Source organism: Pseudophaeobacter sp. 1A16562 (genome assembly GCF_041008785.1).
GTDB classification, from domain to species: Bacteria; Pseudomonadota; Alphaproteobacteria; order Rhodobacterales; family Rhodobacteraceae; genus Phycobacter; species Phycobacter gallaeciensis_A.
The window spans coordinates 243,315-265,126 of record NZ_JAXGFT010000003.1; the positions used below are offsets into that span (position 1 = coordinate 243,315).

At 65.9% G+C, this 21,812-nt stretch carries 19 protein-coding genes; 5 read left to right on the forward strand and 14 right to left on the reverse strand.

Annotated features, from left to right (window positions below):
- The first annotated feature begins 26 nt into the window (after positions 1 to 26).
- Positions 27 to 2,054, forward strand: coding sequence for a penicillin-binding protein 1C (gene pbpC, locus SM764_RS05535; RefSeq protein ID WP_490363070.1), 2,028 nt, complete (start codon positions 27 to 29; stop codon positions 2,052 to 2,054).
- Between the two features lie 20 nt (positions 2,055 to 2,074).
- On the opposite strand, the gene SM764_RS05540 is transcribed toward pbpC, so the two are convergent.
- Genes SM764_RS05540 through SM764_RS05555 form a run of 4 tightly spaced genes read right to left on the reverse strand, consistent with a single transcriptional unit; the run spans position 2,075 to position 8,833 of the window.
- Entirely contained in the window at positions 2,075 to 4,126 is a 2,052-nt protein-coding gene (locus SM764_RS05540; protein WP_369001227.1) for a hypothetical protein, read from the reverse strand.
- An 11-nt stretch (positions 4,127 to 4,137) separates the two neighbouring features.
- On the reverse strand, positions 4,138 to 6,921 hold the full coding sequence (locus tag SM764_RS05545) for a DUF4159 domain-containing protein (protein ID WP_369001228.1): 2,784 nt from the start codon (positions 6,919 to 6,921) through the stop codon (positions 4,138 to 4,140).
- Positions 6,918 to 7,829, reverse strand: coding sequence for a DUF58 domain-containing protein (locus tag SM764_RS05550; protein WP_369001229.1), 912 nt, complete (start codon positions 7,827 to 7,829; stop codon positions 6,918 to 6,920). The genes SM764_RS05545 and SM764_RS05550 overlap by 4 nt, the downstream gene beginning before the upstream one ends.
- Entirely contained in the window at positions 7,826 to 8,833 is a 1,008-nt protein-coding gene (locus tag SM764_RS05555) for an AAA family ATPase (protein WP_274829463.1), read from the reverse strand. Before SM764_RS05555 ends, SM764_RS05550 begins: the two co-directional genes overlap by 4 nt.
- Positions 8,834 to 8,897: 64 nt before the next feature.
- Between SM764_RS05555 and SM764_RS05560 the strand changes: the two genes are divergently transcribed.
- From SM764_RS05560 to SM764_RS05575, 4 genes are all read left to right on the forward strand, one after another.
- Positions 8,898 to 9,482 carry a DUF1285 domain-containing protein gene (locus SM764_RS05560; RefSeq protein WP_274829464.1) on the forward strand — a complete coding sequence of 195 codons (585 nt, stop codon included), beginning with the start codon at positions 8,898 to 8,900 and terminating at the stop codon, positions 9,480 to 9,482.
- A gap of 196 nt (positions 9,483 to 9,678) precedes the next feature.
- Positions 9,679 to 10,431 carry a hydroxypyruvate isomerase family protein gene (locus tag SM764_RS05565; protein ID WP_274867774.1) on the forward strand — a complete coding sequence of 251 codons (753 nt, stop codon included), beginning with the start codon at positions 9,679 to 9,681 and terminating at the stop codon, positions 10,429 to 10,431.
- A 119-nt stretch (positions 10,432 to 10,550) separates the two neighbouring features.
- Entirely contained in the window at positions 10,551 to 10,778 is a 228-nt protein-coding gene (locus SM764_RS05570; RefSeq protein ID WP_065272240.1) for a DUF2798 domain-containing protein, read from the forward strand.
- 98 nt (positions 10,779 to 10,876) lie between these two features.
- Positions 10,877 to 11,908 carry an aminoglycoside phosphotransferase family protein gene (locus SM764_RS05575; protein WP_369001230.1) on the forward strand — a complete coding sequence of 344 codons (1,032 nt, stop codon included), beginning with the start codon at positions 10,877 to 10,879 and terminating at the stop codon, positions 11,906 to 11,908.
- 10 nt (positions 11,909 to 11,918) lie between these two features.
- Here the strand turns inward: SM764_RS05575 and SM764_RS05580 are convergent, their stop codons facing one another.
- From SM764_RS05580 to SM764_RS05625, 10 genes are all read right to left on the reverse strand, one after another.
- Positions 11,919 to 12,614 (reverse strand): FadR/GntR family transcriptional regulator, encoded by a 696-nt coding sequence (locus tag SM764_RS05580; protein ID WP_369001231.1) that lies wholly within the window; start codon positions 12,612 to 12,614, stop codon positions 11,919 to 11,921.
- A 29-nt stretch (positions 12,615 to 12,643) separates the two neighbouring features.
- Positions 12,644 to 13,468 carry a sulfite exporter TauE/SafE family protein gene (locus tag SM764_RS05585; protein ID WP_274831608.1) on the reverse strand — a complete coding sequence of 275 codons (825 nt, stop codon included), beginning with the start codon at positions 13,466 to 13,468 and terminating at the stop codon, positions 12,644 to 12,646.
- Positions 13,469 to 13,659: 191 nt separating this feature from the next.
- Complete coding sequence (locus tag SM764_RS05590; protein WP_274867769.1) at positions 13,660 to 14,307, reverse strand: bifunctional 4-hydroxy-2-oxoglutarate aldolase/2-dehydro-3-deoxy-phosphogluconate aldolase; 648 nt, start codon at positions 14,305 to 14,307, stop codon at positions 13,660 to 13,662.
- A 4-nt stretch (positions 14,308 to 14,311) separates the two neighbouring features.
- Positions 14,312 to 16,120: a phosphogluconate dehydratase gene (gene edd / locus SM764_RS05595; RefSeq protein WP_369001232.1), complete on the reverse strand. Its 1,809-nt coding sequence runs from the start codon at positions 16,118 to 16,120 to the stop codon at positions 14,312 to 14,314.
- Between the two features lie 60 nt (positions 16,121 to 16,180).
- Positions 16,181 to 17,629 (reverse strand): glucose-6-phosphate dehydrogenase, encoded by a 1,449-nt coding sequence (zwf, locus tag SM764_RS05600; RefSeq protein WP_274837946.1) that lies wholly within the window; start codon positions 17,627 to 17,629, stop codon positions 16,181 to 16,183.
- 48 nt (positions 17,630 to 17,677) lie between these two features.
- Positions 17,678 to 19,282, reverse strand: a complete 1,605-nt coding sequence (gene pgi / locus SM764_RS05605; protein ID WP_369001233.1) for a glucose-6-phosphate isomerase — start codon at positions 19,280 to 19,282, stop codon at positions 17,678 to 17,680.
- Between the two features lie 359 nt (positions 19,283 to 19,641).
- Entirely contained in the window at positions 19,642 to 20,283 is a 642-nt protein-coding gene (ureG, locus tag SM764_RS05610) for an urease accessory protein UreG (protein ID WP_065272248.1), read from the reverse strand.
- Entirely contained in the window at positions 20,280 to 20,927 is a 648-nt protein-coding gene (locus tag SM764_RS05615; RefSeq protein ID WP_274829473.1) for an urease accessory protein UreF, read from the reverse strand. The genes ureG and SM764_RS05615 overlap by 4 nt, the downstream gene beginning before the upstream one ends.
- Positions 20,917 to 21,519: an urease accessory protein UreE gene (ureE, locus tag SM764_RS05620; protein WP_369001234.1), complete on the reverse strand. Its 603-nt coding sequence runs from the start codon at positions 21,517 to 21,519 to the stop codon at positions 20,917 to 20,919. Before ureE ends, SM764_RS05615 begins: the two co-directional genes overlap by 11 nt.
- A 43-nt stretch (positions 21,520 to 21,562) precedes the next feature.
- Complete coding sequence (locus tag SM764_RS05625; RefSeq protein ID WP_274829475.1) at positions 21,563 to 21,796, reverse strand: hypothetical protein; 234 nt, start codon at positions 21,794 to 21,796, stop codon at positions 21,563 to 21,565.
- Between the last annotated feature and the right edge of the window lie 16 nt (positions 21,797 to 21,812).

Genomic DNA, 21,812 nt, shown 5'->3' on the forward strand with positions numbered 1-21,812 from the left:
GTGGTCCGACCTTCTGGCGGCGGGGTCTGTGGGCCGTTGCCGCGCTTGCACTGCTGCTGGGCATCGGCTGGCGTCTGTTCGACGATTGGGTCGCCGATACCGAGTTGCCGCTGACCCTTGCCGAAACCTCGGTCGAGGTAATGGACCGCGAGGACCGCCTGCTGCGGGTCTACCCGGTTGGGGATGGCATCTGGCGCATGGCGCTGCAGCTCGATCAGGTGGATCCCCGGTTCACCGAGATGCTGATCGCCTATGAGGACCGCCGATTCTGGTCGCATCCGGGGGTGGATGTTCTGGCACTGATGCGTGCGGGTGGGCAGGCGCTGTGGCATGGCCGGGTGGTTTCGGGCGGCTCGACGCTGACGATGCAGCTGGCGCGTCTGCTGGAGGATGGCTCGACCGGGCGCTGGTCCGGCAAGCTGCGGCAGATCCGGGTGGCCTTGGCGCTGGAGCGACGCCTCAGCAAGGCTGAGATCCTGAGGCTCTATCTCACCCATGCGCCCTATGGCGGCAATATCGAAGGGCTGCGGGCCGCCAGTTACGTCTGGCTGGGCAAGGAACCGCGAAGGTTGACGGCTGCAGAGGCGGCGTTGCTGGTGGCGCTGCCGCAATCCCCGGAAAGCCGCCGCCCGGATCGGGCGCCCGAGGCCGCACGACAAGCCCGCGCGCAGGTGCTGTCGCGGATGGTTGCTGATGGTGTTCTGGACAGCGAAAGCGCCAAGATCGCAACCCAGGCGCGCCTGCCCCGGCAGATGGCTGCGATGCCCTGGCTGGCACCGCATCTGGCTGACCGCGCCCTGTCCGCAAATCCCGGCGCCCGGCGCCTGTCCCTGACGGTGCAGGCCGATCTGCAACAGCGGATGGAGCAGTTGGTACAGGAGGCGGCGCGGCGCAGCGGCGCGCGGCTCTCGGCGGCGCTGATGGTAGTGGACCACCGGAGCGGAGAGGTGCTCGCCTCGGTCGGATCCCCCGGGTACGCCGATCAGGGGCGGCAGGGATTTGTCGATATGACACAGGCGCTGCGCTCTCCGGGCTCGACGCTGAAACCGCTGGTCTACGGGCTGGCCTTTGATCGCGGGCTGGTGCACCCCGAGACGCTGATCCATGACGGTCCGGTGGATTTCGACGGCTACGCGCCGCAGAATTTCGATGGAGTCTTTCGTGGCGATCTGCGGGTGCGCGAGGCGTTGCAGCTGTCCCTGAATATCCCGGTGGTAAAGCTGACCCGCGAGCTGGGGGCGGCGCATCTGATGGCGGCCCTGCGCCGGGGCGGTGCCAGCCCCCGATTGCCCGGCGGTGGCAAACCGGGGCTGGCGATCAGCCTTGGCGGGCTTGGCACCTCGCTGCAGGATTTGGTGCAGATCTATACCGGGCTGGCCGCGGGCGGGCAGGGACCGGCGCTGCGGGTGCTGCGGGGGGCGTCGCAGCAGGATCGCCCCCGGATGATATCGGACGTTGCGGCCTGGCAGCTGGGCGATGTGCTGCGCGGGCTGGCGCCGCCACCCGGGGCACGGGCCGGTGTTCTGGCCTATAAGACCGGCACGTCCTATGGCCACCGCGATGCCTGGGCGCTGGGCTGGGATGGGCGCCATGTGATCGGCGTCTGGATGGGCCGGGCGGATGGCACCCCGGTGCCGGGGGCCTTTGGCGGTGATCTGGCAGCGCCGATGCTGTTCGAGGCCTTTGGTCTGCTGAAACCCGATTTTGACGCGCTGCCACCGCCGCCCGCCTCGACCCTGATCCTGTCGGCGGCGGAATTGCCCGCGCCGCTGCGCCGCTTCCGGGCACGGGACGCGGTATTCGAACCGGCAGAGAATGCGCCGCAGATGCTGTTCCCCCCGAATGGCGCCCGGCTGGCGCTGGAGGGCGGCGGGCTGCCGGTCAAATTGCGCGGCGGCACTGCGCCTTTCGTGGTGCTGGCGGATGGAAAACCGGTGCTGCAGGGGCAGCAGGCGCGGGAGTTCGAAATCCCCAGTCCCGGCCTTGGTTTTTCCGATCTGGTGGTGGTCGATGCGGCGGGCCGCTCGGCCCGGGCCGCGATCGAAATCGACTGATAGCAGATCTGCGGCCCGGGTCAGCCGCGTCCCTCGCGCAGCCAGCCTGCGGTGATCAGCGCGGCAATAACCAGCAGCACCAGCCAGGCAGGCAGCAGCGGATGCTGTGACACCGACAGGGTTTCATAGGCCTCGCGCGGGGTCAGACCGATCCAGCCACGTCCGGCGGCCGGGCGCCCCTCGCGCACATCGCGCAGGCGCGGCAGACCGTCCTCCAGCCGCAGGATACCGCCCCGCGCTGTGGCGACCACCGGGCGCAGCACCTCGCCGGTGGCGACGGTTTCGCCGAACTCCCGGGGCGCCGCCGGACCCAGCCCGATGACGGCAGAGGCCTCGCCTTCGCTGAGGTGGTACAGGCCGATCTCGGCGCCCGTATAGCTGCCCTGCCAGACACCGGGGGCCCGTTCCTGCAGGTCCAGTACCGTCTCGGACCCATCCGGCGCGGTGATGGTGACGGCGCCGATGCTGTCCTGCAGCGTGCGCCGGGTGATCTGCATCTTCTGGCCGGTGGCCTCGGCGGTCAGAACCTCTTCCTCCAGCTCCGGCTCTTTCATCATCCAGTGGGCCAGGCGGCGCAGCAGTTCCAGCTGCGGCCCGCCGCCTTCATAGCCCCGGCTCCAGAGCCAGGCATGATCCGAGGCCAACAGCGCCACGCGTCCCTCGCCTTCGCGGTTCAACACCAGCAGCGGCCGGTCCTCGACCCCCTCCATCAGAACATGTCCCTGCGGTTCCTGCAGATCGATCTGGCGCAGCCAGCGGCCCCACGTCCCGTCTGTGCTCTCCCGTTTCAGTCCCGAGGTGACAGGGTGGCGGGCGCCAAGATCGGTGACCTGGGGCAGATAGGGCTGTTCAAAGACCCGCGCCGTGGGGCTGGCGGGCAGGACCGCCGACAGGGGGCTGCGGTAGATGCTGGCGGCGCTGGCGAAATCCGGCCCCGCCGCGATCAGCACGGCGCCGCCCTTGGCCACGTAATCGGCCACATTGTCGAGATAGATCGCAGGCAGGATGCCGCGCCGTTTGTAGCGGTCAAAGATGATCAGATCGAAATCGTCGATCTTTTCCAGAAACAATTCGCGCGTGGGAAAGGCGATGAGGCTCAGCTCATCCACCGGCACCCCGTCCTGCTTTTCCGGCGGGCGCAGAATGGTGAAATGCACCAGGTCCACCGAGCTATCCGATTTCAGCAGGTTGCGCCATGTGCGCCCGCCGGGGTGCGGCTCTCCTGACACCAGCAACACACGCAGGCGGTCCCGCACGCCGTTGATCTGGATCAGCGCCGTGTTGTTGCGGGCGGTCAGCTCTCCGGCAGCTTCGGGTACCGAGAATTCGATCACGTTGCGCCCGCCATGCGGCAGGGCGATGGGCAGTTCGAAATCGACACCGACCGGCAGGGTAAACCGTTTCGGTTCGGCCCCATCGATCGCAATTTCCAGCGGCGCGGTTGCGGCGGCGTCGGGCGCGGCGCCCTGATCCTCGATCCGCAGCGTCAGGGTGACGGGTTCTCCGATGATGCCAAAGGCGGGCGCGTTGCGCACCACAAGGCGGCGGTCCCAGTCGCTGTCTTTGCCGGTCAGCAACAGGTGCAGCGGCGCAGGCAGGTCGGGGGCCTGATCGGCATCGTGGATCTGACCGTCCGACAGGGCGATGATCCCGGCGATCCGGCCACGCGGTGCATCGGCCAGCGCATCGGAAACCGCCTGCATCAGGGCGGTGCCGCTGTCATCGGCGGCATCCGGCAGGGTGATCCAGCGCGTTTCGGTATTGGGGCGGGCCTCTAGCGCCTGTCTCAGCTCTTCTTCGGCCTCGGCCATCTGCTCGGGCCGGGCAGGCAGGCTCTGGCTGGCGGTTTTATCGGCGACCACCACCACGATATCGCTTAAGGGGGCGGTGTTTTCGTTCTGCACCACTGGCCCAGCGAGCATTGCCAGCAGGCCAAGGGCGGCGCCCGCGCGCAGCAGCCAGCCGCGCATCCGCGCCCAGATGGCCAGCGCTAGGCCCAGCACCGTCACGGCGGTGAGCGCCCAGATCACGGGCCAGGGCAGTAGGGGATCGAACAGGATCGTCTGCGTCATCGTCGTGGCCCCTATTGCCCCAGCCGTTCCAGCAGTGCCGGAACATGGACCTGATCGGATTTGTAATTGCCCGTCAGCACATGCATCACCAGATTGACGCCAAAGCGCAGCGACAGCTCGCGCTGACGTTCACCGGCATAGCCGCGCCCGACTGGGCGCAGCGGGCGGCCATTGCTGTCCACCGCCCAGGCCGAGGCCCAATCGTTGCCACCGATCACTACCGGGGTCACCCCGTCGTTAAGCGTGCGGAAGGGGATGCCTTCGTCCTGCTCGGCATCGGGCGGTGCGGCTTCGACCCAAAGCGGGCCGCGCGGATGGCGGCCGGGAAAGTCCTGTAGCAGGTAGAAAGTGCGGGTCAGCACGTGGTCCGGCGGCAGCGGCTCCAGCGGCGGAATATCCAGCCCCAGCGCCAGCTGTTGCAGGCGGCGCGCTTCGGGGCTGGTGGCGCCGACGGCAGCCAGATCGGAATCGCGGGTGTCAAAAAGGATCATACCACCGCTGCGCAGGTAGGCGTTGAGCCTTGTATATGCCGCGGCCGAGGGCATTTTCTGGTCCGCCGTCACCGGCCAGTAAAGCAGCGGGAAGAACGCCAGCTCGTCCCGTTCTAGATCAACACTGGCGGGTGTTGATGGCTCGACTGAGGTGCGGAAGAACAGCGTGTCCGAAAGGCCCTGCAGACCGGCTCGGGCGATACGGTCTACCTCTGCATTGCCGGTCAGCACATGCGCCAGCGTCAGCTCGGCGGCCAGCGCGACCGGATCGGCGGCGCCACTTTCCTGCGCTTGGGTCGGACGTGGTGATATCGCGCCAAGCGCAAGCGCCGCCGCGAGCAAGGGCACAAGGGAGGTGCTGCGCCGCAGTTGCGCCAGCTGGCCAGAGACCAGCAGGGTTGCCAGTACATCAAGCGCCAGCAGCACAAGGGCAAGCCCCAGCAAGGCGCCGCCAAGCGGGCGCTCCTGCGCCGCGCTGTAGCCGGAAACCGGAACCGAGGCAGGCCAGGACGCCGCCGTCAGGCTGTCGCCCGCGCGCAGAACGTTGCGTGCGAGGGTCTGATTGCCACCATCATACAGGCCGGGCTGCAGGGCCGGGCCTGCTGGGGCGGCAACCAGATCGGGGCCTTGCACGCCGGGCAGGGTGCCTGCCTCGCGGCTGCGCCCAAATCCATCCAGCACCGAAACAGGCCGCCAGACCGTGCCTTCCAGGCTGGTTGCCTCGGGCGTGCCGACGGCGGAGGAGACCGCCAGCCGTTCCAGCATCTGCACGAACAGGCCAGAGAGCGGCAGGCTGCTCCATTCGGCATTGGCGGTGACATGGAACAGCACCACCTGCCCCTGTCCCAGCGGCTTGCGGGTGACCAGCGGGGTGCCATCACCAAGGGCGGCGATCACCCGGTCGGCAAGGGAGGGGTCGGGCTGGGCTACCACCTGCGCTGATACGGTGACTTCCTCTGGCGTGCGCAGCCCGGCAAAGGGAGAGTCATCCTCAAAAGGCGCCAGCGTCTTTGGCTCACCCCAGCTCATGGCGCCGCCGATGCTGCGTCCGCCAAGCCGCAGGCGCACCGGCATCAACGGTTCTTCCTCGCTGCGGGCGGTATCGCTGGCGGCCAGACGGGGGCCGGCGAAGCGCACCAGCAGCCCGCCCTCTTCGACCCAGTCGATCACCGCTTGTTCCTGCGCCGGGGGCAGGCGGGCGACATCGGCGAGGATGATCACATCGGGGTTGGCGGGCAGCAGATCGCTGAGCGCGCCTTCCAGCAGGTCCGCCGTGGGCGCCAGTGCCTGACGGAGGTAGTGCAGCGGCGACAGCAGCGCGAGGCCCTCGTCTTCGCTTTCCGAGGCGATCAGCGCGACCTCGCGGCGGCGCAGCCCGTCATCGGCAAGGGCCACGGCCCCGGCGCTGCGCTGGCCTGCAAGTTCAAACCGGGTAATCCGGGCGCGTAGTTCGGACGGCAGGGACAGGCGGACGCTGGCGTTTGTGGCGCCTGCCTCGAAACGGGCGGTGGCCTGAGCGAGGCTGCGCAGGGTGCCGCCGGGATCGCGGCCCCGGGCCTGCACTAGCATATCCCGTGCCGGGCCGGGCAGGCTACGCTCCACCGTCAGTTCCAGCGCGCCATCGGCATAGCTGGGCGGTGCCAGCGCAAAGGCGGCGCCGGGCTGCTCCAGCACCTGCAGGGCGCCGCGGGCCGCCAGCGCCTCGGTCAGCTGCTCCCGCCCGGGATAGTCCAATCCGTCGCTGAACCAGAGCGTGTCAAAGCCTTCTGTGGCTTCGGCAATATGCGTGAGTGCCTGATCCACCTGATCCGGGGCCGGTTGCCAGGGATTGGGGGTGAGGCCGGCGACCTGCCGAGCCCAGTCGCTGGCGGCAAGGAACTGTAGCGGTTGCGGATCGCTCAGCCGCAGGACGGCGACGGTGCGGTCGCTGCGCCCGGCTTCCTCCAGCCGCGCGGTGATTTGATCGCGGGTCTCCTCCCAGCCATCAGCCCCGGCCCAGGTGGCATCCAGCACCACCAGCAGCGGTCCGCTGCCGCTGTCGCGCTCTTCCGGGTTCAGCACCGGACCGGCCAGACCGATGATCGCTGCCGCCAGCGCCAGCATCCGCAGCAGCAGCAGCCACCATGGGGTGCGGTCGGACAGGCTTTCGTCATCGCCAAGGCCCAAAAGCAAGGTCACGGCGGGAAAGGCCTGCCGCCGCGGTGCAGGCGGCACAGCGCGCAGCAACAGCCACAGGATCGGCAGAGCCAGCAGGCCCAGCAGCAGCCAGGGATAGGCAAATCCGATACCGGCAATCAGGGTCATGCGGAGGACCTTTCCAGCGCGTGATAGAGCCACATCAGAGCAGCCTGGGCGCTGTCACCTGTGTGATGCAGACCCAGCCGCCAGCCTGCGGTGCGGCACAGCGCTTCCAGCGCGTCTCGCCGTTCGGCCATGCGGTCCAGATAGCGATCACGCAGAGCCGAGGCCTTCAGCGTTTCATGCACCAGCCCGCCGGTCATGCTGTGAAACCGGGTACGCCCGGCAAAGGGAAAGCTTTCCTCGCTTGGGTCCAGAACCTGCAACAGCACCCCGCGCACGCCGCGGTCGGCGGCCTTGCTCAGCGCCAGCTGCAATTCGTCAAAGGGGCCAAGGAAATCCGAGATGAACAGGGCGCGGGCATGGGGCACCATGGCGCGGTGCTCGGGCGGTGCGTAATCGGCGTCGTCCTCGCGGCTCAGCATCTCGGCCAGACGCAGGATCTGTGCCTTGCCGCTGCGCGGGGGTAGCCTGCCGCCAGTGAGGCCCACGCGTTCGCCGCCGCGCAGCATCAGGACCGAGACTGCCAGCGCCAGCAGGCGCGCGCGGTCGATCTTTTGCGGCAATGCGGGGCTGGAGGAAAACCGCATCGAGGCACCAAGATCGGTCCAGACATGCACCGTCTGGGCGATCTGCCATTCCCGTTCGCGCACGAATTGCACATCGCCCCGGGCCGAACGCCGATGGTCGATCATGCGGCGGCTGTCGCCCTGTTGCAGGGGACGGTATTGCCAGAAATCATCGCCGGTTCCGGCGCGCCGCCGCCCGTGTTCCCCCAAAAGGACAGCACCTGCCAGCATCTGCGCATCGACCAGAAGCGGCGGCAGGGCGCTGGCCTCCCCTTCGGCCCGGTGGCGCAGATCTGCGGCCGGGGCGACGGGAGAAGACGCGTCAGAGGCGGCGGGTTGGGTCACGCGGCGGCTCCGGTGCGGGTCAGCTCGGCAGCGGTGCTGTCGATCAGATCGGCCAGGCTGTCACCCCGCGCGCGGGCCGAGAAGTTGAGCTGCATCCGGTGGGTCAGAACCGGCCGGGCCATATCGATCACATCCTCGGCATTGGGCGCCAGCCGGGCCTGCAGCAGGGCGCGGGCGCGCACCGCCAGCATCAGGGCCTGCGCCGCGCGCGGCCCCGGACCCCAGGCGACCGTATCGACGACGCGCTGCGAGGCGCCCGGTTCTTCGGGGCGGAAGGCGCGGACCAGGTCCAGGATCATCTCGACCACCGAGTCGCCCACCGGCATGCGCCGCAGCAGGTTTTGGGCCGCAATCAGCTCATCGGCGGTAAAGACCTGATGCGCCTCGGCCTCGCTTGCACCAGTGGTGGCCAGCAGGATGTCCCGCTCGGTCTTGCGGTCGGGGTATTGCACGTCGATCTGGAACAGAAAGCGGTCGAGCTGCGCTTCGGGCAGGGGGTAGGTGCCTTCCTGCTCGATCGGGTTCTGGGTGGCCAGCACGTGAAAGGGTGTGCCAAGCGGCCGGTCTTCACCCGCGACGGTCACCGTGCGTTCCTGCATCGCCTGCAGCAGCGCCGATTGGGTCCGGGGGCTGGCACGGTTGATCTCATCCGCCATCAAGAGCTGACAGAACACCGGCCCCGGCACGAAACGGAAGGCGCGGCTGCCATCGGCGGCGGTGTCCAGCACCTCCGAGCCAAGGATATCCGCCGGCATCAGGTCAGGGGTGAACTGAATCCGGTTGCCATCCAGCCCCATCACCGTCGACAGGGTTTCCACCAGCCGGGTCTTGCCGAGGCCGGGCAGTCCGACCAGCAGCCCGTGACCGCCGCACAAAAGAGTGGCAAGGGTCAGGTCCACGACCCGCTCCTGGCCGATAAAACGGCGGGTGATCGACTCCCGCGCCTGTTGCAGCTTGGCTTCGAGCGCTTCGATGTCGGCCAGCAGATCATCGGGTTCGGACATGACTTTCCTTTCACGGCGCATATATGGTCTTAGTGTATCTCGCCCAACGGAAATGGCAAAAACAATGAGCGGACAAAACATCGTGACACCGACAGCCGACGGCATAGCAGCCGCAGCCACTGCGGCCAAGAAAGGCAAGGGTTTGCCGCCGGTCCACCTGTGGAACCCGCCGTTTTGCGGCGATCTGGACATGCGCATCGCCCGGGACGGGACGTGGTTCTACCTTGGCACTCCCATCGGCAGGTTTGAGCTGGTGCGGCTTTTTTCATCAATCCTGAAACGCGAAGGCGACAAGTATTTCCTGGTGACGCCGGTCGAAAAAGTCGGAATCACCGTCGATGATGCGCCTTTCGTGGCAGTCGATTTCGAAGCCTCTGGCGCGGGAGAGGATCAGGTGCTGACCTTCACCACCCATGTCGGCGACAGCGCCGTGGCGGGGCCGGATCATCCGATCCGGGTGGTGCGGGATCCCGAGACTGGCGAGCCGTCGCCTTACGTGATGATCCGGGCCGGGCTTGAGGCGCTGATCGATCGCAAGAGCTTTTACCGGCTGGTCGAACTGGGTAGCCATCATGACGGGTGGTTCGGCCTGTGGTCATCTGGGGAATTCTTCCCGGTCATCCCATCGGCAGAGCTGGATCAAGGCTGAAACCGCTCCAGAACTCCCGCCTTTCCGGCGCGTCGCAGGGAGCGAATTAAGCTATCGTTAGCAGGTTCTGGCATTTTGGGTAAAATAGAGTCGATTTTGTGGCAATATTGTGGCGGTTGCGTTTAATGCACCGTTTTCCCGCCCTTGGCGCCGAGTCTGCGAGGCCTTAAATCTGCGGCAAACGACAGGAGCTCCGATGCCAAGGTTTGCCGCGAATATCTCAATGCTCTTTGCTGAGTTGCCCTATCTTGAACGGTTCGCAGCGGCGGCCAAGGCCGGGTTCGACGCGGTTGAGATCCTGTTTCCCTATGAACTGGCGGCCAAGGAAACCCAGCGGGCGCTGGTGTCGAACGGGCTGGAACTGTTGCTGATGAACGCGCCGCCGCCGAATTACACTGGCGGTATGCCCGGCTATGCGGCGCTGCCGGGCGGCGGGGAACGGTATCAGCGCGATATCCGCCGGGTGCTGCGCTACGCCGAGATCCTGCGCCCCGGCGCAATTCACATCATGGCCGGTTATGCGACGGGGGATCTGGCGAAACAGACCTTTATCCAGAACCTGCAGTGGGCCGCGGATCGCGCGCCGACGCAGCAGTTCACCATCGAACCGCTGAATGTCGGGGACCAGCCGAATTACTTCCTGAACGACTACAATCTGGCGGCTGAGGTTCTGCAAGCGGTGAACCGCCCGAACGTGGGGCTGCAGTACGATGCCTATCACGCCCAGATGATCCACGGCGATGCGCTGAAGGTCTGGGAGACCTTCAAGGAGCATGTGGTGCACGTGCAGATCGGCGCCGCACCCGGGCGCTGTGAGCCGGGCACCGGTCCCGTCGACTTCGAAGAGCTTTTCGCCGCCATCGACGACAGCGGCTACAAGGGCTGGGTCAGCGCGGAATACACGCCTTCGACCCTGCGCACCGAAGACAGTCTCGGCTGGATGCTCTGAGCGTTTTTGACCAGAATTCTCCAGGTGCGTTCACGCGGGATTACGATCCCGCGCCCCGGTCTGGCAATTGGTTGCTCCCTGCCACATATTCCTGCCGGAATGTGAACAAGGAGTCTTCCATGCTGCCCGCCCGTTTCGCGCCTGTTCTGTTTGGCTTCCTGTTGTCCGGGATAATGTCGGGCATCGTGATTATGGTGGCAACGCTCAGGACGCGCGGTTTCAGCGCGCAGGCCTTTGATACCTGGCTGACCTCCTGGCTCTATAGCTGGCCTGTGGCCTTCTGCGTGGTGCTGGTGGTGGCGCCGCTGGTGCGGCGCTTTGTGAACGGGCTTGTGAAACAGGGCTAGGGGCTGACCGCGCATACCGGGCGGCATGGCTGGACGGGGCGGCGAAAATCCTCCAGACCTGTGGCCCACGTCCTTTGTTGCTGCAAGGTGCCCTGCCTATGATGTCTTCCCCGCCCTCTGCCTCCGTTCAGCAGGATCCCACCATCGCCGACTTTCTGGCCAAGCAGGGAGAGGCGGATGCAACCCTGTTGCCCTTGCCCGGCGATGCTTCGGCGCGGCGGTATATGCGGCTGGACGGGCGCGGCAGGATGCTGATGCAGGATCCGAGTGATCCGGCGGGGTTTGCCGGTTTCGTGTCTCTCGCACGGCATCTGACAGAACTGGGCCTGAGCGCGCCGCAGGTCTATGGCGCCGATCCGGACACCGGCCTGGCCCTGATCGAAGACTTCGGGACCCAGACCTATAGCGTGCAGCTGGCTGCCGGGCGGGACGAGAGCATGCTCTATGCCCTCGCGGTGGATGCTCTGTTGCACCTGCACCATCATCCGCAGGCCGCATCGGTGCAGGTGCCAGCGTATGATCTGGCGACCCTGCTGGAGGAATTGTCGATCTTCTCCCACTGGTTCGCGCCGACGCTGCGCCCGGACATCGAACCGCAGGCGTTCGACGCGGAGTTCCGCGATCTGTGGCGGGAGCCGCTGACCCTGTCGCTGTCTGGTCCGCGCACATTGGTGCTGCGCGATTTTCACGTCGACAACCTGATGGAGCTCAGCGACCGCGACGGAGTGCGCCGCTGCGGACTGCTGGATTTTCAGGACGGCGTGACCGGTCCTGCGGAATACGATCTTGTATCGCTATTGCAGGATGCGCGCCGCGATCTGGAACCGGGGCTGGAGCAGGCAATGCTTGAACGCTACATCGCCGCCGCGCCGGAGGCCGCCGGGGGCGCTGATGCGATCACCCGGCGCTATCACCTGCTGGGAGCGCAGCGCCATACCCGTATTGCCGGTGTGTTCCTGCGCCTGCATCAGCGCGACGGTAAACCCGGCTACCTGCACTTCCTGCCCCGCGTCTTGCGCCAGGTGCAGGTGGCGCTGGACGCTGCCGGGCTGACCGAAGTGATCGCATATCTGGATCAGACGCTGCCGGGCTGGCGCGGTGCTGGTCCGGCGCTGGCAAAGGCTGGATAAACGCCCCGGATCAGGGTGCCGTATCGGCCCGCGACAGGGTTTCTGATACGCTGTGCAGGTGGGTCTTCATTGTCTCTGCCGCGCGCGGTTCATCGCCTTCGATGATCGCGGTGGCCAGCGCCTGGTGTTGCTGCGCCAGCATCTCGAATACCGCGCCAGAATAGGTTTCGGCCCGCGGGCGGATCCAGCTGGCCTCCTGACGCACGCTGCGGATCGCCTCGTACATGGTCAGGAACAGCGCGTTATGGGCCATTTCTGCGATCTTGTAGTGAAAGATATCATCTGCCGCATCATAGCTGCGCTGATCTTCTGCCGATTGGGTGGCCGCAGCAATCTGGGCGAATTGCGCGCGCTCCTGCGGGGTGGCGCGGGTCGCGGCCAGCGCCGCAAGGCGGGGTTCCAGTGACAGGCGCACCTCGATCACCTCGGCCGGAGTCACCCGTCGGGCCAGCGGTTTCAGGCGCGCGGCATCGGTGGCCGGGGGCGGTAGCACAAATGTGCCCTGTCCCCGGCGCCGGAAGATGGTGCCATCGGCGGCCAGTAGATCGAGCACCCGCCGCAGCCGCGCCCGGCTGATACCGTGGCGCTGTGCCAGTTCCCGTTCGGGCGGTAGGCGGCCATCTTTCAGCGGTGCGCCTTCGGCGATCTCCCGGCGCAGACGCGCAGCGATCTCGGTATCCGAAGGCGGGGCAGGCGGCGGTTTCATGGCAGGATCAGCCTCTGTTCAGCCTCGGATCAACCCAGAAACAGGTCTTTGAACATCCGGGCGGAGGTAATCAGCAGGAACAGCCCAAAGGACAGGCGCAGCGCCCGGCGCGGGATGCTATGGGCCAGTTTGACGCCAACCCGGGCAAAGGTCGTGCTGAGCGGGATGATCACCGCCGCAAGCAGAAGGTTCACATAACCGAGCGAGAAGGGCGGGAGACCTTCGGAGCCGAAACCGGTCGCCATGTAGATCAGCGCGCCCGGCACCCCGATAATAAAGCCGATTGCGGCAGAGGTGCCCACGGCCTTGCGGATGTCATAGCCAAGGAAGTTCAGCATCGGTACGCAAACGGTGCCGCCGCCGATACCCATCATCGCCGAAATCGACCCGGCCACGACGCCAAGCCCGGCCCAGACCGGTTTGGAAAAGCTGCGCGGAGTGTCGCTGTCTTGCGCCTTGCGCAGGATCATGTCGAGCGCGACGATCACCGCCACCGTGGCAAAAACCGCGATCAGCACCTGCCCCGAAACGATACCGCCCAGCACGCCGCCGATGACAACGCCCACAAGGATCGACGGTGCCCAGAGCCGCAGCAGCGCCATGTCGATGGCGCCCTTCTTGTAGTGGCCATAGCCCGAGGACAGCGAGGTAAAGACGATGGTCGACAGCGAGGTGCCCACCGCCACCTGCATGGTCAGCGCGGGTTCCATCCCGGTCAGCGACAGGGCGAAGTAAAGCGCGGGCACGATGACGATGCCGCCGCCAACGCCAAGAAGGCCGGCAAGGACACCACCGATGATGCCAGAGCCGGCTGCAACGGCGACCAGAGGGAGGAGGGTTTCGAGTTCAAACATGAGAGATCGTCTTTCGGGTGGTGAACGCTACAGGGCGGGTGCTGTCGGAAGTCCGGCCGCGCCCCTGTCATCATATGACAAGATGAGGAGCGCAACCAATTCTGAATTGGTTGCGATACATCGCGGAACGGGCCCCGGCTGTCAAGGCCGGTGCTCTCGGTCCCTTGTTTTGTCGGTGGGTGTTCTGGAGCTCAGCCTGCCAGTTGCCGCGCGGCGCGGGCCAGTTCGGTGATCCCGGCCCAGTCGCCCGCCTCGATCAGGTCTGCCGGGGCGACCCAGCTGCCCCCGGCGCAGACCACATTGGGCAGCGACAGGTAGGTGCGGGCATTGCCGGGGCTGACGCCGCCGGTGGGGCAGAACGAGATCTGCGGTAGCGGCGCGCCGATGGCTTTCAGCGCGGGCGCCCCGCCCGAGGCTTCGGCGGGGAAGAATTTCAGCATGTCATAGCCGCGCTCCAGCAGGCGCATCGCTTCGGAGGCGGTGGCGGCGCCGGGCAGCATCGGCAGGCCTGCGGCCTCACAGGCGTCCAGAAGCTGATCGGTGGCGCCGGGCGAGACGCCAAATTGCGCGCCAGCCTCGACCGCTGCTGCAACGTCATCGGGGGTGACCAATGTGCCTGCGCCAACCACGCCGCCGGGCACCTGAGCCATCTCGAGGATGGCATCAAGGGCCGCCGGGGTGCGCAGGGTCACCTCCAGCGCGGGCAGCCCACCTGCCACCAGCGCTTCGGCCAGCGGGCGGGCGTGGGCGGCGTCGTGCACCACGAGCACAGGAACGATCGGTGCCATCTGGCAGATCTCGCGGGTACGGGCGCTGGCCGCCTTTGGTGAAATTGACATGGGATCAGTCTCCGAAAACGCTGGCGCCGGTATCGGCGGATGTGACGGCCTGGCGGAACAGGGAAAACAGCTCGCGCCCGGTGCCGTGCTGATAGGCAGACAGATCCGCCATAGCGGCCTCGCGGTCCTGCGCGCCGGGGGTGAGCACGTCGAGCGTGCCCGTGGTGGCATCGAGCCGCAGCACATCGCCGTCCCTGATCTTGGCGATGGGGCCGCCGTCCAGCGCCTCAGGCACCACGTGGATGGCGGCGGGCACCTTGCCCGAAGCCCCGGACATGCGCCCGTCGGTGACTAGCGCCACCTTGTGCCCCTTGCCCTGCAGAATGCCCAACATGGGCGTCAGGCTGTGCAGCTCCGGCATGCCGTTTGCCTTGGGGCCCTGGAAGCGCACAACGACGATCACATCGCCGGTGAACTCGCCTGCCTTGAAGGCGGCCTTGGCCTCCTCCTGATCGTGGAAGACGCGGGCGGGGGCCTCGATCACGTGGTGTTCCTCGGCCACGGCAGAGACCTTGATCACCGCCGTTCCCAGGCTGCCGGTCAGCCGTTTCAGCCCGCCGGTCTGCTGGAACGGAGCCTTTGCAGGGCGCAGGATCGCATCGTTCAGCGAAGTTGTGGTGCCAGGGCGGAAGGTCAGGCCATCCTCGGTCAGGAAGGGTTCTTGCGTGTACTGTTCCAGCCCGGCACCTGCGATGGTCTTGGTGTCAGGGTGCAGGAAGCCCGCGTTCAGCAGTTCCCCGATCATATAGCCAAGCCCGCCCGCCGCGTGGAAATGGTTCACGTCGGCCAGACCGTTGGGATAGACCCGCGCCAGGAGCGGCACCACATCCGACAGATCCGCAAAGTCCTGCCAGTCAAGGATCACGCCCCCGGCGCGGGCCATGGCGATCAGATGGATCAGCAGGTTGGTCGACCCACCGGTGGCCATCAGCCCGACGATGCCGTTGGCATAAGCCTTTTCGTCCAGGACATCGCAGACCGGCGTATAATTGTTGCCAAGCGCGCTGAGCGACAGCGCCCGTTTTGCGCCCTCCACCGTCAGCGCCTCGCGCAGGGGGGTGCCGGGATTGACGAAGGAGGAGCCGGGCAGGTGCAGCCCCATGAACTCCATCAGCATCTGGTTGGTGTTGGCAGTGCCGTAGAAGGTGCAGGTGCCGGGGCCATGGTAGGCGGCCATCTCGGCCTTCAGAAGTTCATCGCGGCCGATCTCTCCGGCGGCGTACTTCTGGCGGATCTTGGCCTTGTCGTCATTCGCCAGCCCGCTGGTCATCGGCCCGGCGGGCAGGAACACCGCAGGCAGATGGCCGAAGGTTTGCGCGCCGATCACCAGACCCGGCACGATCTTGTCGCAGACGCCAAGATAGACCGCCGCATCAAACACATTGTGGCTCAGCGCGACGCCGGTCGCGAGTGCAATGGTGTCGCGGGAAAACAGGCTCAGCTCCATGCCTGCCTCGCCCTGGGTGACGCCATCGCACATGGCAGGCACGCCGCCCGCGACCTGCGCGGTGCCCCCGCTGACGCGGACCGCATCGCGGATCAGCGTGGGGTAGGTTTCAAACGGCTGATGCGCCGACAGCATATCGTTATAGGCGGTGACGATCCCGAGATGTCCGGCGCTGCCACTGGCCAGCGTGCCCTGATCCGAACCTGTCGCCGCATAGGCATGGGCCTGACCGGAACAGGACAGATGTGCCCGCGCCGGACCCTTGCCTTGTGCAGCGCGCATACGCGCCAGATAGGCGCTGCGGGTCTCCGCACTGCGGGCGATGATCCGTTCGGTGACCTCTTTGAGTGTTTGGTTCAAGCTCATGTCAGATGCCTTTCGAATGGCTTGCGCGGGGCGGGCTGTGGGGCGGTGGCGTCGGGGACGTCAATCTCCGATACTACGCCATCGGCGCCCGTCCCGGTGCATCAGCAGCAGCGAATCCTCGGGGCCGGAGCCACCCTGATCATAGCGCTGCGGCGTGGTTTCGCTTTCAGCCCAGCTGGCGATGATCGGATCGGCCCAGGCCCAGGCGGCTTCGACCTCGTCCCCGCGCATGAACAGGGTCTGGTTTCCTCGGATCACATCCATGATCAGCCGTTCATAAGCGTCCTGCGGACGGCCCGCATCGGGTAGGCTGTCGGCAAAGGTCATGTCGAGGTTGGCGCCGGTCAGGCGCATGCCGCCGGGGCCGGGATCCTTGATGGTGGTGCGCAGGGTGATGCCTTCATCCGGTTGCAGGCGGATCACCAGCACGTTGCCGTGCACCCCTGCGGCGCCTTCGAAGATATTGTGCGGCGGGTCGCGGAAATAGACAGCGATTTCGGAGACCCGTTCGCGCAGGCATTTGCCGGTGCGCAGGTAAAAGGGCGTTCCGGCCCAACGCCAGTTCGCCACCTGCACCTTCATCGCGATGAAGCTTTCGGTGGTGCTGTCGGGATTGCCCGCATGCTCGCGGTAGCTGTCGCCGTTGCGGCCGCGATACTGGCCGCGGGCGATATCATCCGGGGCCACCGGGTCCAGCGCCTCGATCACCTTGACCTTCTCGTCGCGCACCGCGTTCGGGGTGAAGCGCGCTGGCGGCTCCATCGCGGTGAGGCACAGCAGCTGCATCAGGTGGTTCTGCACCATGTCCCGCATGGCGCCGGACCTGTCGTAATATTCGCCGCGCCCCTCGACCCCGATGCTTTCGGCGACGGTGATCTGCACGTGGTCGATATGGGAGGAATTCCATAGCGGTTCGAAGAGGGAGTTGGCAAAGCGCAGCGCCATTAGGTTCTGCACGGTTTCCTTGCCCAGATAATGGTCGATCCGGTAGATCTGATCTTCCTGAAAATGCGCCCGCAGCGCCTGGTTCAGCTCCCGCGCTGAGGCCAGATCGTGACCAAAGGGTTTTTCCAGCACGATGCGGCTCTCGGCTGTGACCATACCGCTAGCGCTGAGCCGGTCTGCGATATCGGTGAATAGGCTGGGGGCGACCGACAGGTAGAAGGCGCGGGTGACATCAGCGCGCAGGTGCTGGCCCAGTTCGGCCCAGCCGCCATCGCCGCGCGCATCCACCGCGACATAATCCAGAAGCTTGATAAAGGCGGCGATATCCGCCTCGTTGGTCTCGCCGGGCTGGCCAAATTCGCGGATCGCGGCGGCGGTCAGCTCTTGAAACTCGGGCCGGTCCAGATCGGCGCGCGAAGAGCCGATGATGCGGGTATCGTCGCTGAACTGGCCGATCTGGAAGCGGTGAAACAGGCTCGGCAGGATCTTGCGGCGGGCCAGATCTCCGGTGGCACCAAACAGGACCAGGTCGAACGGCTGAACGGGGATAACGCGGGAAACCATGTGTCTGTCAGATCCTTGCAGCGGGTCAGGTTGATGTCGGACCGGTCTTCAGGTCAGTTTTGCCAGCAAGCCCCGGGTCGAGCCGTCCTTGCCGGTGGGGGCGGCGCCGTCGAGAATCGGCATCAGGCTGAGCGCCAGTTCCTTGCCCAGTTCCACGCCCCATTGATCAAAGGAGTTGATCCCCCAGATCGCACCTTCGGTGAAGACCCGGTGTTCAAAGAGGGCGATGATCTGCCCCAGCACAAAGGGCGTCAGCCGGGGGTAAGCGATGGTGACCGACGGGCGGTTGCCGGGAAAGGTCAGATGCGCTGTCATCCGTTTGAGCTCGGCGCCTTCGAAGCCACGTTCGGCGGCCAGTTGGCGCGCTTCCTCCGGGCTGCGGCCGCGCATCAGCGCCTCGGACTGGGCCAAGCAATTGGCCACCAGCATCCGGTGCTGATGGGCAAGCTCGGGCTCGTGCCCCTCGGCGGCGATCAGGAATTCCGCAGGCACCACGCGGGTGCCCTGATGCAGTAGCTGATAGAAAGCATGCTGGCCGTTAGTGCCCGGCTCGCCCCAGACCACGGGGCCAGAATGGCGGGTCAGCGGTTCGCCATCAAGGGTCACACCCTTGCCGTTGCTTTCCATGTCGAGCTGCTGAAGGTAGGCGGGCAGGCGCGACAGGCGCTGGTCATAGGGCAGCACCGCGCGGCTGTCATAGCCGCAGATATTGTTGTGCCAGATCCCGATCAGCCCCAGCAGGACCGGCAGGTTTTGCGTCAGCGGGGCAGTCTGAAAATGCGCATCCATGGCTGCGGCGCCGCTCAGAAGGGCGCGGAAATTGTCAGGGCCGACGGCGATCAGGATCGGCAGGCCGACCGGTCCCCACATGGAGTAGCGCCCGCCAACCCAATCGGCAAAGCCAAACACACGCTCGGGCGGGATGCCGAAGGCGGCGGTCTTGTCCTGCGCCGAGGAGACCGCCGCCAGATGCGCGGTGGCGCCATCCCCCAGTGCCGCGCGCAGCCATCTGAGCGAGGTTTCGGCATTGGCCATGGTTTCGGTGGTGGTGAAGGTCTTGGAGGCGATGACGATCAGCGTCGTTTCAGGATCGAGATCCTTCAGCGTATCGGCAATATGGGCGCCATCGACGTTGGAGACGAAATGGCAGCGCGGTCCATCGTGATAAGGCGCAAGGGCCAGCGTCGCCATCACCGGGCCAAGGTCGGAGCCCCCAATGCCGATATTGACCACATCGGTAAAGGCCGCGCCCGTCGCGGTTTTCGTCTCGCCGCTGCGCAGCGCTCCGGCAAAGGCTTCCATCCGGCGCAGAGTGTCCTGCACCTGAGGCACCACATCTATGCCATCCACCAGGATCTGCTGATCCGTGGGTGCGCGCAGGGCGGTGTGCAGAACTGCCCGGCCCTCGGTCGCGTTGATCCGCTCGCCGCGGAACATGGCGTCGATATGATCCGGCAGACCGGTTTCCTTTGCGAGATCGATCAGCAGGGACAGGGCCGTTTGGTCCAGCGAGGTTTTGGAATAGTCGAGGAGAAGGTCATCACTGTCGGCAGAGAAAGCATCGAACCGGCCCGCGTCATCGAACAGCGACAGCAACGGCGTATTGGCGGTTTCGGCTCTGTGTCGGGCCAGCTGTGCCCAGATATCACTCATTCCAACAGGTTCCTTGCAAGTGGTCTGATTAGAGTCTGATCTTGTTCTTGGCGCGGTCCCGGATATGCGAATTGTACAAATCGTTAGCGCTAACGTTGATAGTCGTAAATATGTCCGCACGCAATAGGTTTGGACGGGTTATCTCAGGCCACCGTGGCTGCGTCAATTCGGCAGATCGGATCGGTCTCTTTGTGTTGCAGGTGGCGCGGCGGATGCTCCCGCCTGCTGCGGGGTATTTTTGAATACCTCCTCGCAGTTGGGCCGGGCGCCGCGCAAAAGTGCGGCGCCCGGCCCAAGACGGAACGCGCCTTTTTCAAAGGCGAGGTCAGGCGCGGGAGCTTCTGTCCTGCGCGCCCGGATCATGCGGTTTCTTGCAACAGCAGCGGTGACTGGACGCCGCCGATGCTGCACAGATGCGCGACGATATCCGCCACGCCCTTGTCATGGCGCAGGCTGGCAAAGACGAAGGGCAACGCCCCCCGCATCCGCGCGGCGTCCCGCTCCATCACCTCAAGCGAGGCCCCCACATAGGGCGCAAGGTCGGTCTTGTTGATCACCAAGAGGTCCGAGCGGGTGATGGCGGGGCCGCCCTTGCGAGGGATTTCCTCGCCTGCGGCCACATCGATCACATAAAGCGTCACATCGGCCAGCTCGGGGCTGAAGGTCGCCGACAGATTGTCGCCGCCGCTCTCGATCAGCACGATTTCCAGATCCGCGTGGCGCTCCTGCATTTCGGCGACGGCGGCCAAGTTGATCGAGGCATCCTCGCGGATCGCCGTATGCGGGCAACCGCCGGTTTCGACGCCGATCACCCGGTCCTGCGGCAGCACCTGCATGCGCATCAGCGCCTCGGCGTCTTCCTGCGTGTAGATGTCATTGGTGATCACCCCGATCGAGTGATGCGGCGACAGCGCACGCGCCAGCTGCGCCGTCAGCGTGGTTTTTCCCGCGCCGACCGGGCCGCCGATGCCAACGCGCAAAGGTCCGTTGAAACTGCTCATGAGCGGAAGATCCTTGAGTATTGGGTTTCATGGGTCATCGAGGCGATGTCCGAGGCGAAGCTGGCCCCGGCCAGCGCCGCCAGATCCGTCTCGCAGGCGTTCTGTGCGGCCTCCCGGATCAGCGGGCCGAGATCCGTCAGGATCTGCTGACCTTGCAACTGGCCCACTGGCAACAGCCGCTGCCCGGCCGCCACAAGGTTCGAGACAAAGGCATGCACGAACATATGCGCCGTCAGGTCCAGCGACAGCCCGTGCAGGCGCGCCGCACGGCCAATGGCGCTGGGATAGGTGAGGTCAGGCAGGGTATCGCCCCAGACACCGGATGTGGTCTGGCAAAAGGCACGCCCCTGATTGAGGCTTTCGGCCAGGCGTTCGCGCGATGGGGCAAAGGCCCGCGCCTGCATGTCCACCTCGGACAGGGCCACATCATCCGCTGCGCGGTAAGCAGCTGACAGAATGATCGGATCGCTGCGCCCGCTGCCGTAGAGCAGCAGATCGCCCAGCCAGTCCGCCAGTCCGGTCCCGTCGGTAACCTGGCCGGTGGTGCAGGCGGCCTCCAGCCCGTGCGAATAGGCAAAAGCGCCCACCGGGTAGGCCGGGGAGAGCCACTGCATCAGAAGGACGGCGCCGGGTTCAATGCTCATGGGCCTGCCCGCCTGCGTGATCGTGGCTATGGGAATGGCTGTGCCCGTGATCATGCTCATGCTCATGCCCGTGGCTGTGATCGTGGGAATGTCCATGATCATGCGTATGACCGTGATCGTGAGAATGGGTGCGCCCGTGCCCATAGGCGCCGCCTTCGGGCGTGAAGGGCTCTTCAACCTCGCGCACATTGGCGCCAAGGCGTTCCAGCATGGCGCGGATGACGTGATCGCGCTGAATCAGCAGGCGCTCGGGCTGGATCTGACAGGGGGTGTGGCGGTTGCCGATATGCCAGGCAAGCCGGACCAGTTCCGCGCCGCTCGTGTTGCCTGCTGTCACTTCCAGCAGCGCCTCGGGGGCGGCGGTGACGGCGATCTCTCCGCCGTCTTCGAGAATCAGAACCCCGCCGTGATCCAGTGAGGTCGTCTGCGGCAGGTCCACCAGCAGCCGGGCCCCGGTTTCGGTGCTCAGAACCTTGCGGCGCAGGAACCGTGCCTCGTAATCCAGAACCACCCGGTCCCGGGGCTCTGGCTGATGGCTGTGACCGTGATACTGGCGGGCGATCAGGCTGGGCAGCTGCGCGGGGGCGGTCATGACAGCCCCCGGCGCGGCGATTGGAGACCGGCGGTACCGGGAATCAGATGTAGTAGACGTCCGAGAAGACGTGATGAACGATCTTGTCGCGGGTCAGGCCACGCTCTGCCAGCTCTGCATCGCTCATGGCCATCAGGCGCTGAACTTTCTGGCTGCGGGTGTTGGCTTCGCCCAGCGCGATCATCACGCGACCAAAGGCGACGAAGGGTGCTGCCAGAATCGCCAGAACGGATTTCTCGCTGGCGGAGGCGGTGGTGTGTTGTGCGGCATATGCCATTGGAGGTCACTCCTTT

Coding starts and splice junctions, on each gene's coding strand:
- SM764_RS05540 (WP_369001227.1), bottom strand. CDS start 4,126: ATGACGCAGACGATCCTGTTCGATCCCCTACTGCCCTGGCCCGTGATC.
- SM764_RS05545 (WP_369001228.1), bottom strand. CDS start 6,921: ATGACCCTGATTGCCGGTATCGGATTTGCCTATCCCTGGCTGCTGCTG.
- SM764_RS05555 (WP_274829463.1), bottom strand. CDS start 8,833: ATGTCCGAACCCGATGATCTGCTGGCCGACATCGAAGCGCTCGAAGCC.
- SM764_RS05560 (WP_274829464.1), top strand. CDS start 8,898: ATGAGCGGACAAAACATCGTGACACCGACAGCCGACGGCATAGCAGCC.
- SM764_RS05565 (WP_274867774.1), top strand. CDS start 9,679: ATGCCAAGGTTTGCCGCGAATATCTCAATGCTCTTTGCTGAGTTGCCC.
- SM764_RS05570 (WP_065272240.1), top strand. CDS start 10,551: ATGCTGCCCGCCCGTTTCGCGCCTGTTCTGTTTGGCTTCCTGTTGTCC.
- SM764_RS05575 (WP_369001230.1), top strand. CDS start 10,877: ATGATGTCTTCCCCGCCCTCTGCCTCCGTTCAGCAGGATCCCACCATC.
- SM764_RS05580 (WP_369001231.1), bottom strand. CDS start 12,614: ATGAAACCGCCGCCTGCCCCGCCTTCGGATACCGAGATCGCTGCGCGT.
- SM764_RS05585 (WP_274831608.1), bottom strand. CDS start 13,468: ATGTTTGAACTCGAAACCCTCCTCCCTCTGGTCGCCGTTGCAGCCGGC.
- SM764_RS05590 (WP_274867769.1), bottom strand. CDS start 14,307: ATGTCAATTTCACCAAAGGCGGCCAGCGCCCGTACCCGCGAGATCTGC.
- edd (WP_369001232.1), bottom strand. CDS start 16,120: ATGAGCTTGAACCAAACACTCAAAGAGGTCACCGAACGGATCATCGCC.
- zwf (WP_274837946.1), bottom strand. CDS start 17,629: ATGGTTTCCCGCGTTATCCCCGTTCAGCCGTTCGACCTGGTCCTGTTT.
- pgi (WP_369001233.1), bottom strand. CDS start 19,282: ATGAGTGATATCTGGGCACAGCTGGCCCGACACAGAGCCGAAACCGCC.
- ureG (WP_065272248.1), bottom strand. CDS start 20,283: ATGAGCAGTTTCAACGGACCTTTGCGCGTTGGCATCGGCGGCCCGGTC.
- SM764_RS05615 (WP_274829473.1), bottom strand. CDS start 20,927: ATGAGCATTGAACCCGGCGCCGTCCTTCTGATGCAGTGGCTCTCCCCG.
- ureE (WP_369001234.1), bottom strand. CDS start 21,519: ATGACCGCCCCCGCGCAGCTGCCCAGCCTGATCGCCCGCCAGTATCAC.
- SM764_RS05625 (WP_274829475.1), bottom strand. CDS start 21,796: ATGGCATATGCCGCACAACACACCACCGCCTCCGCCAGCGAGAAATCC.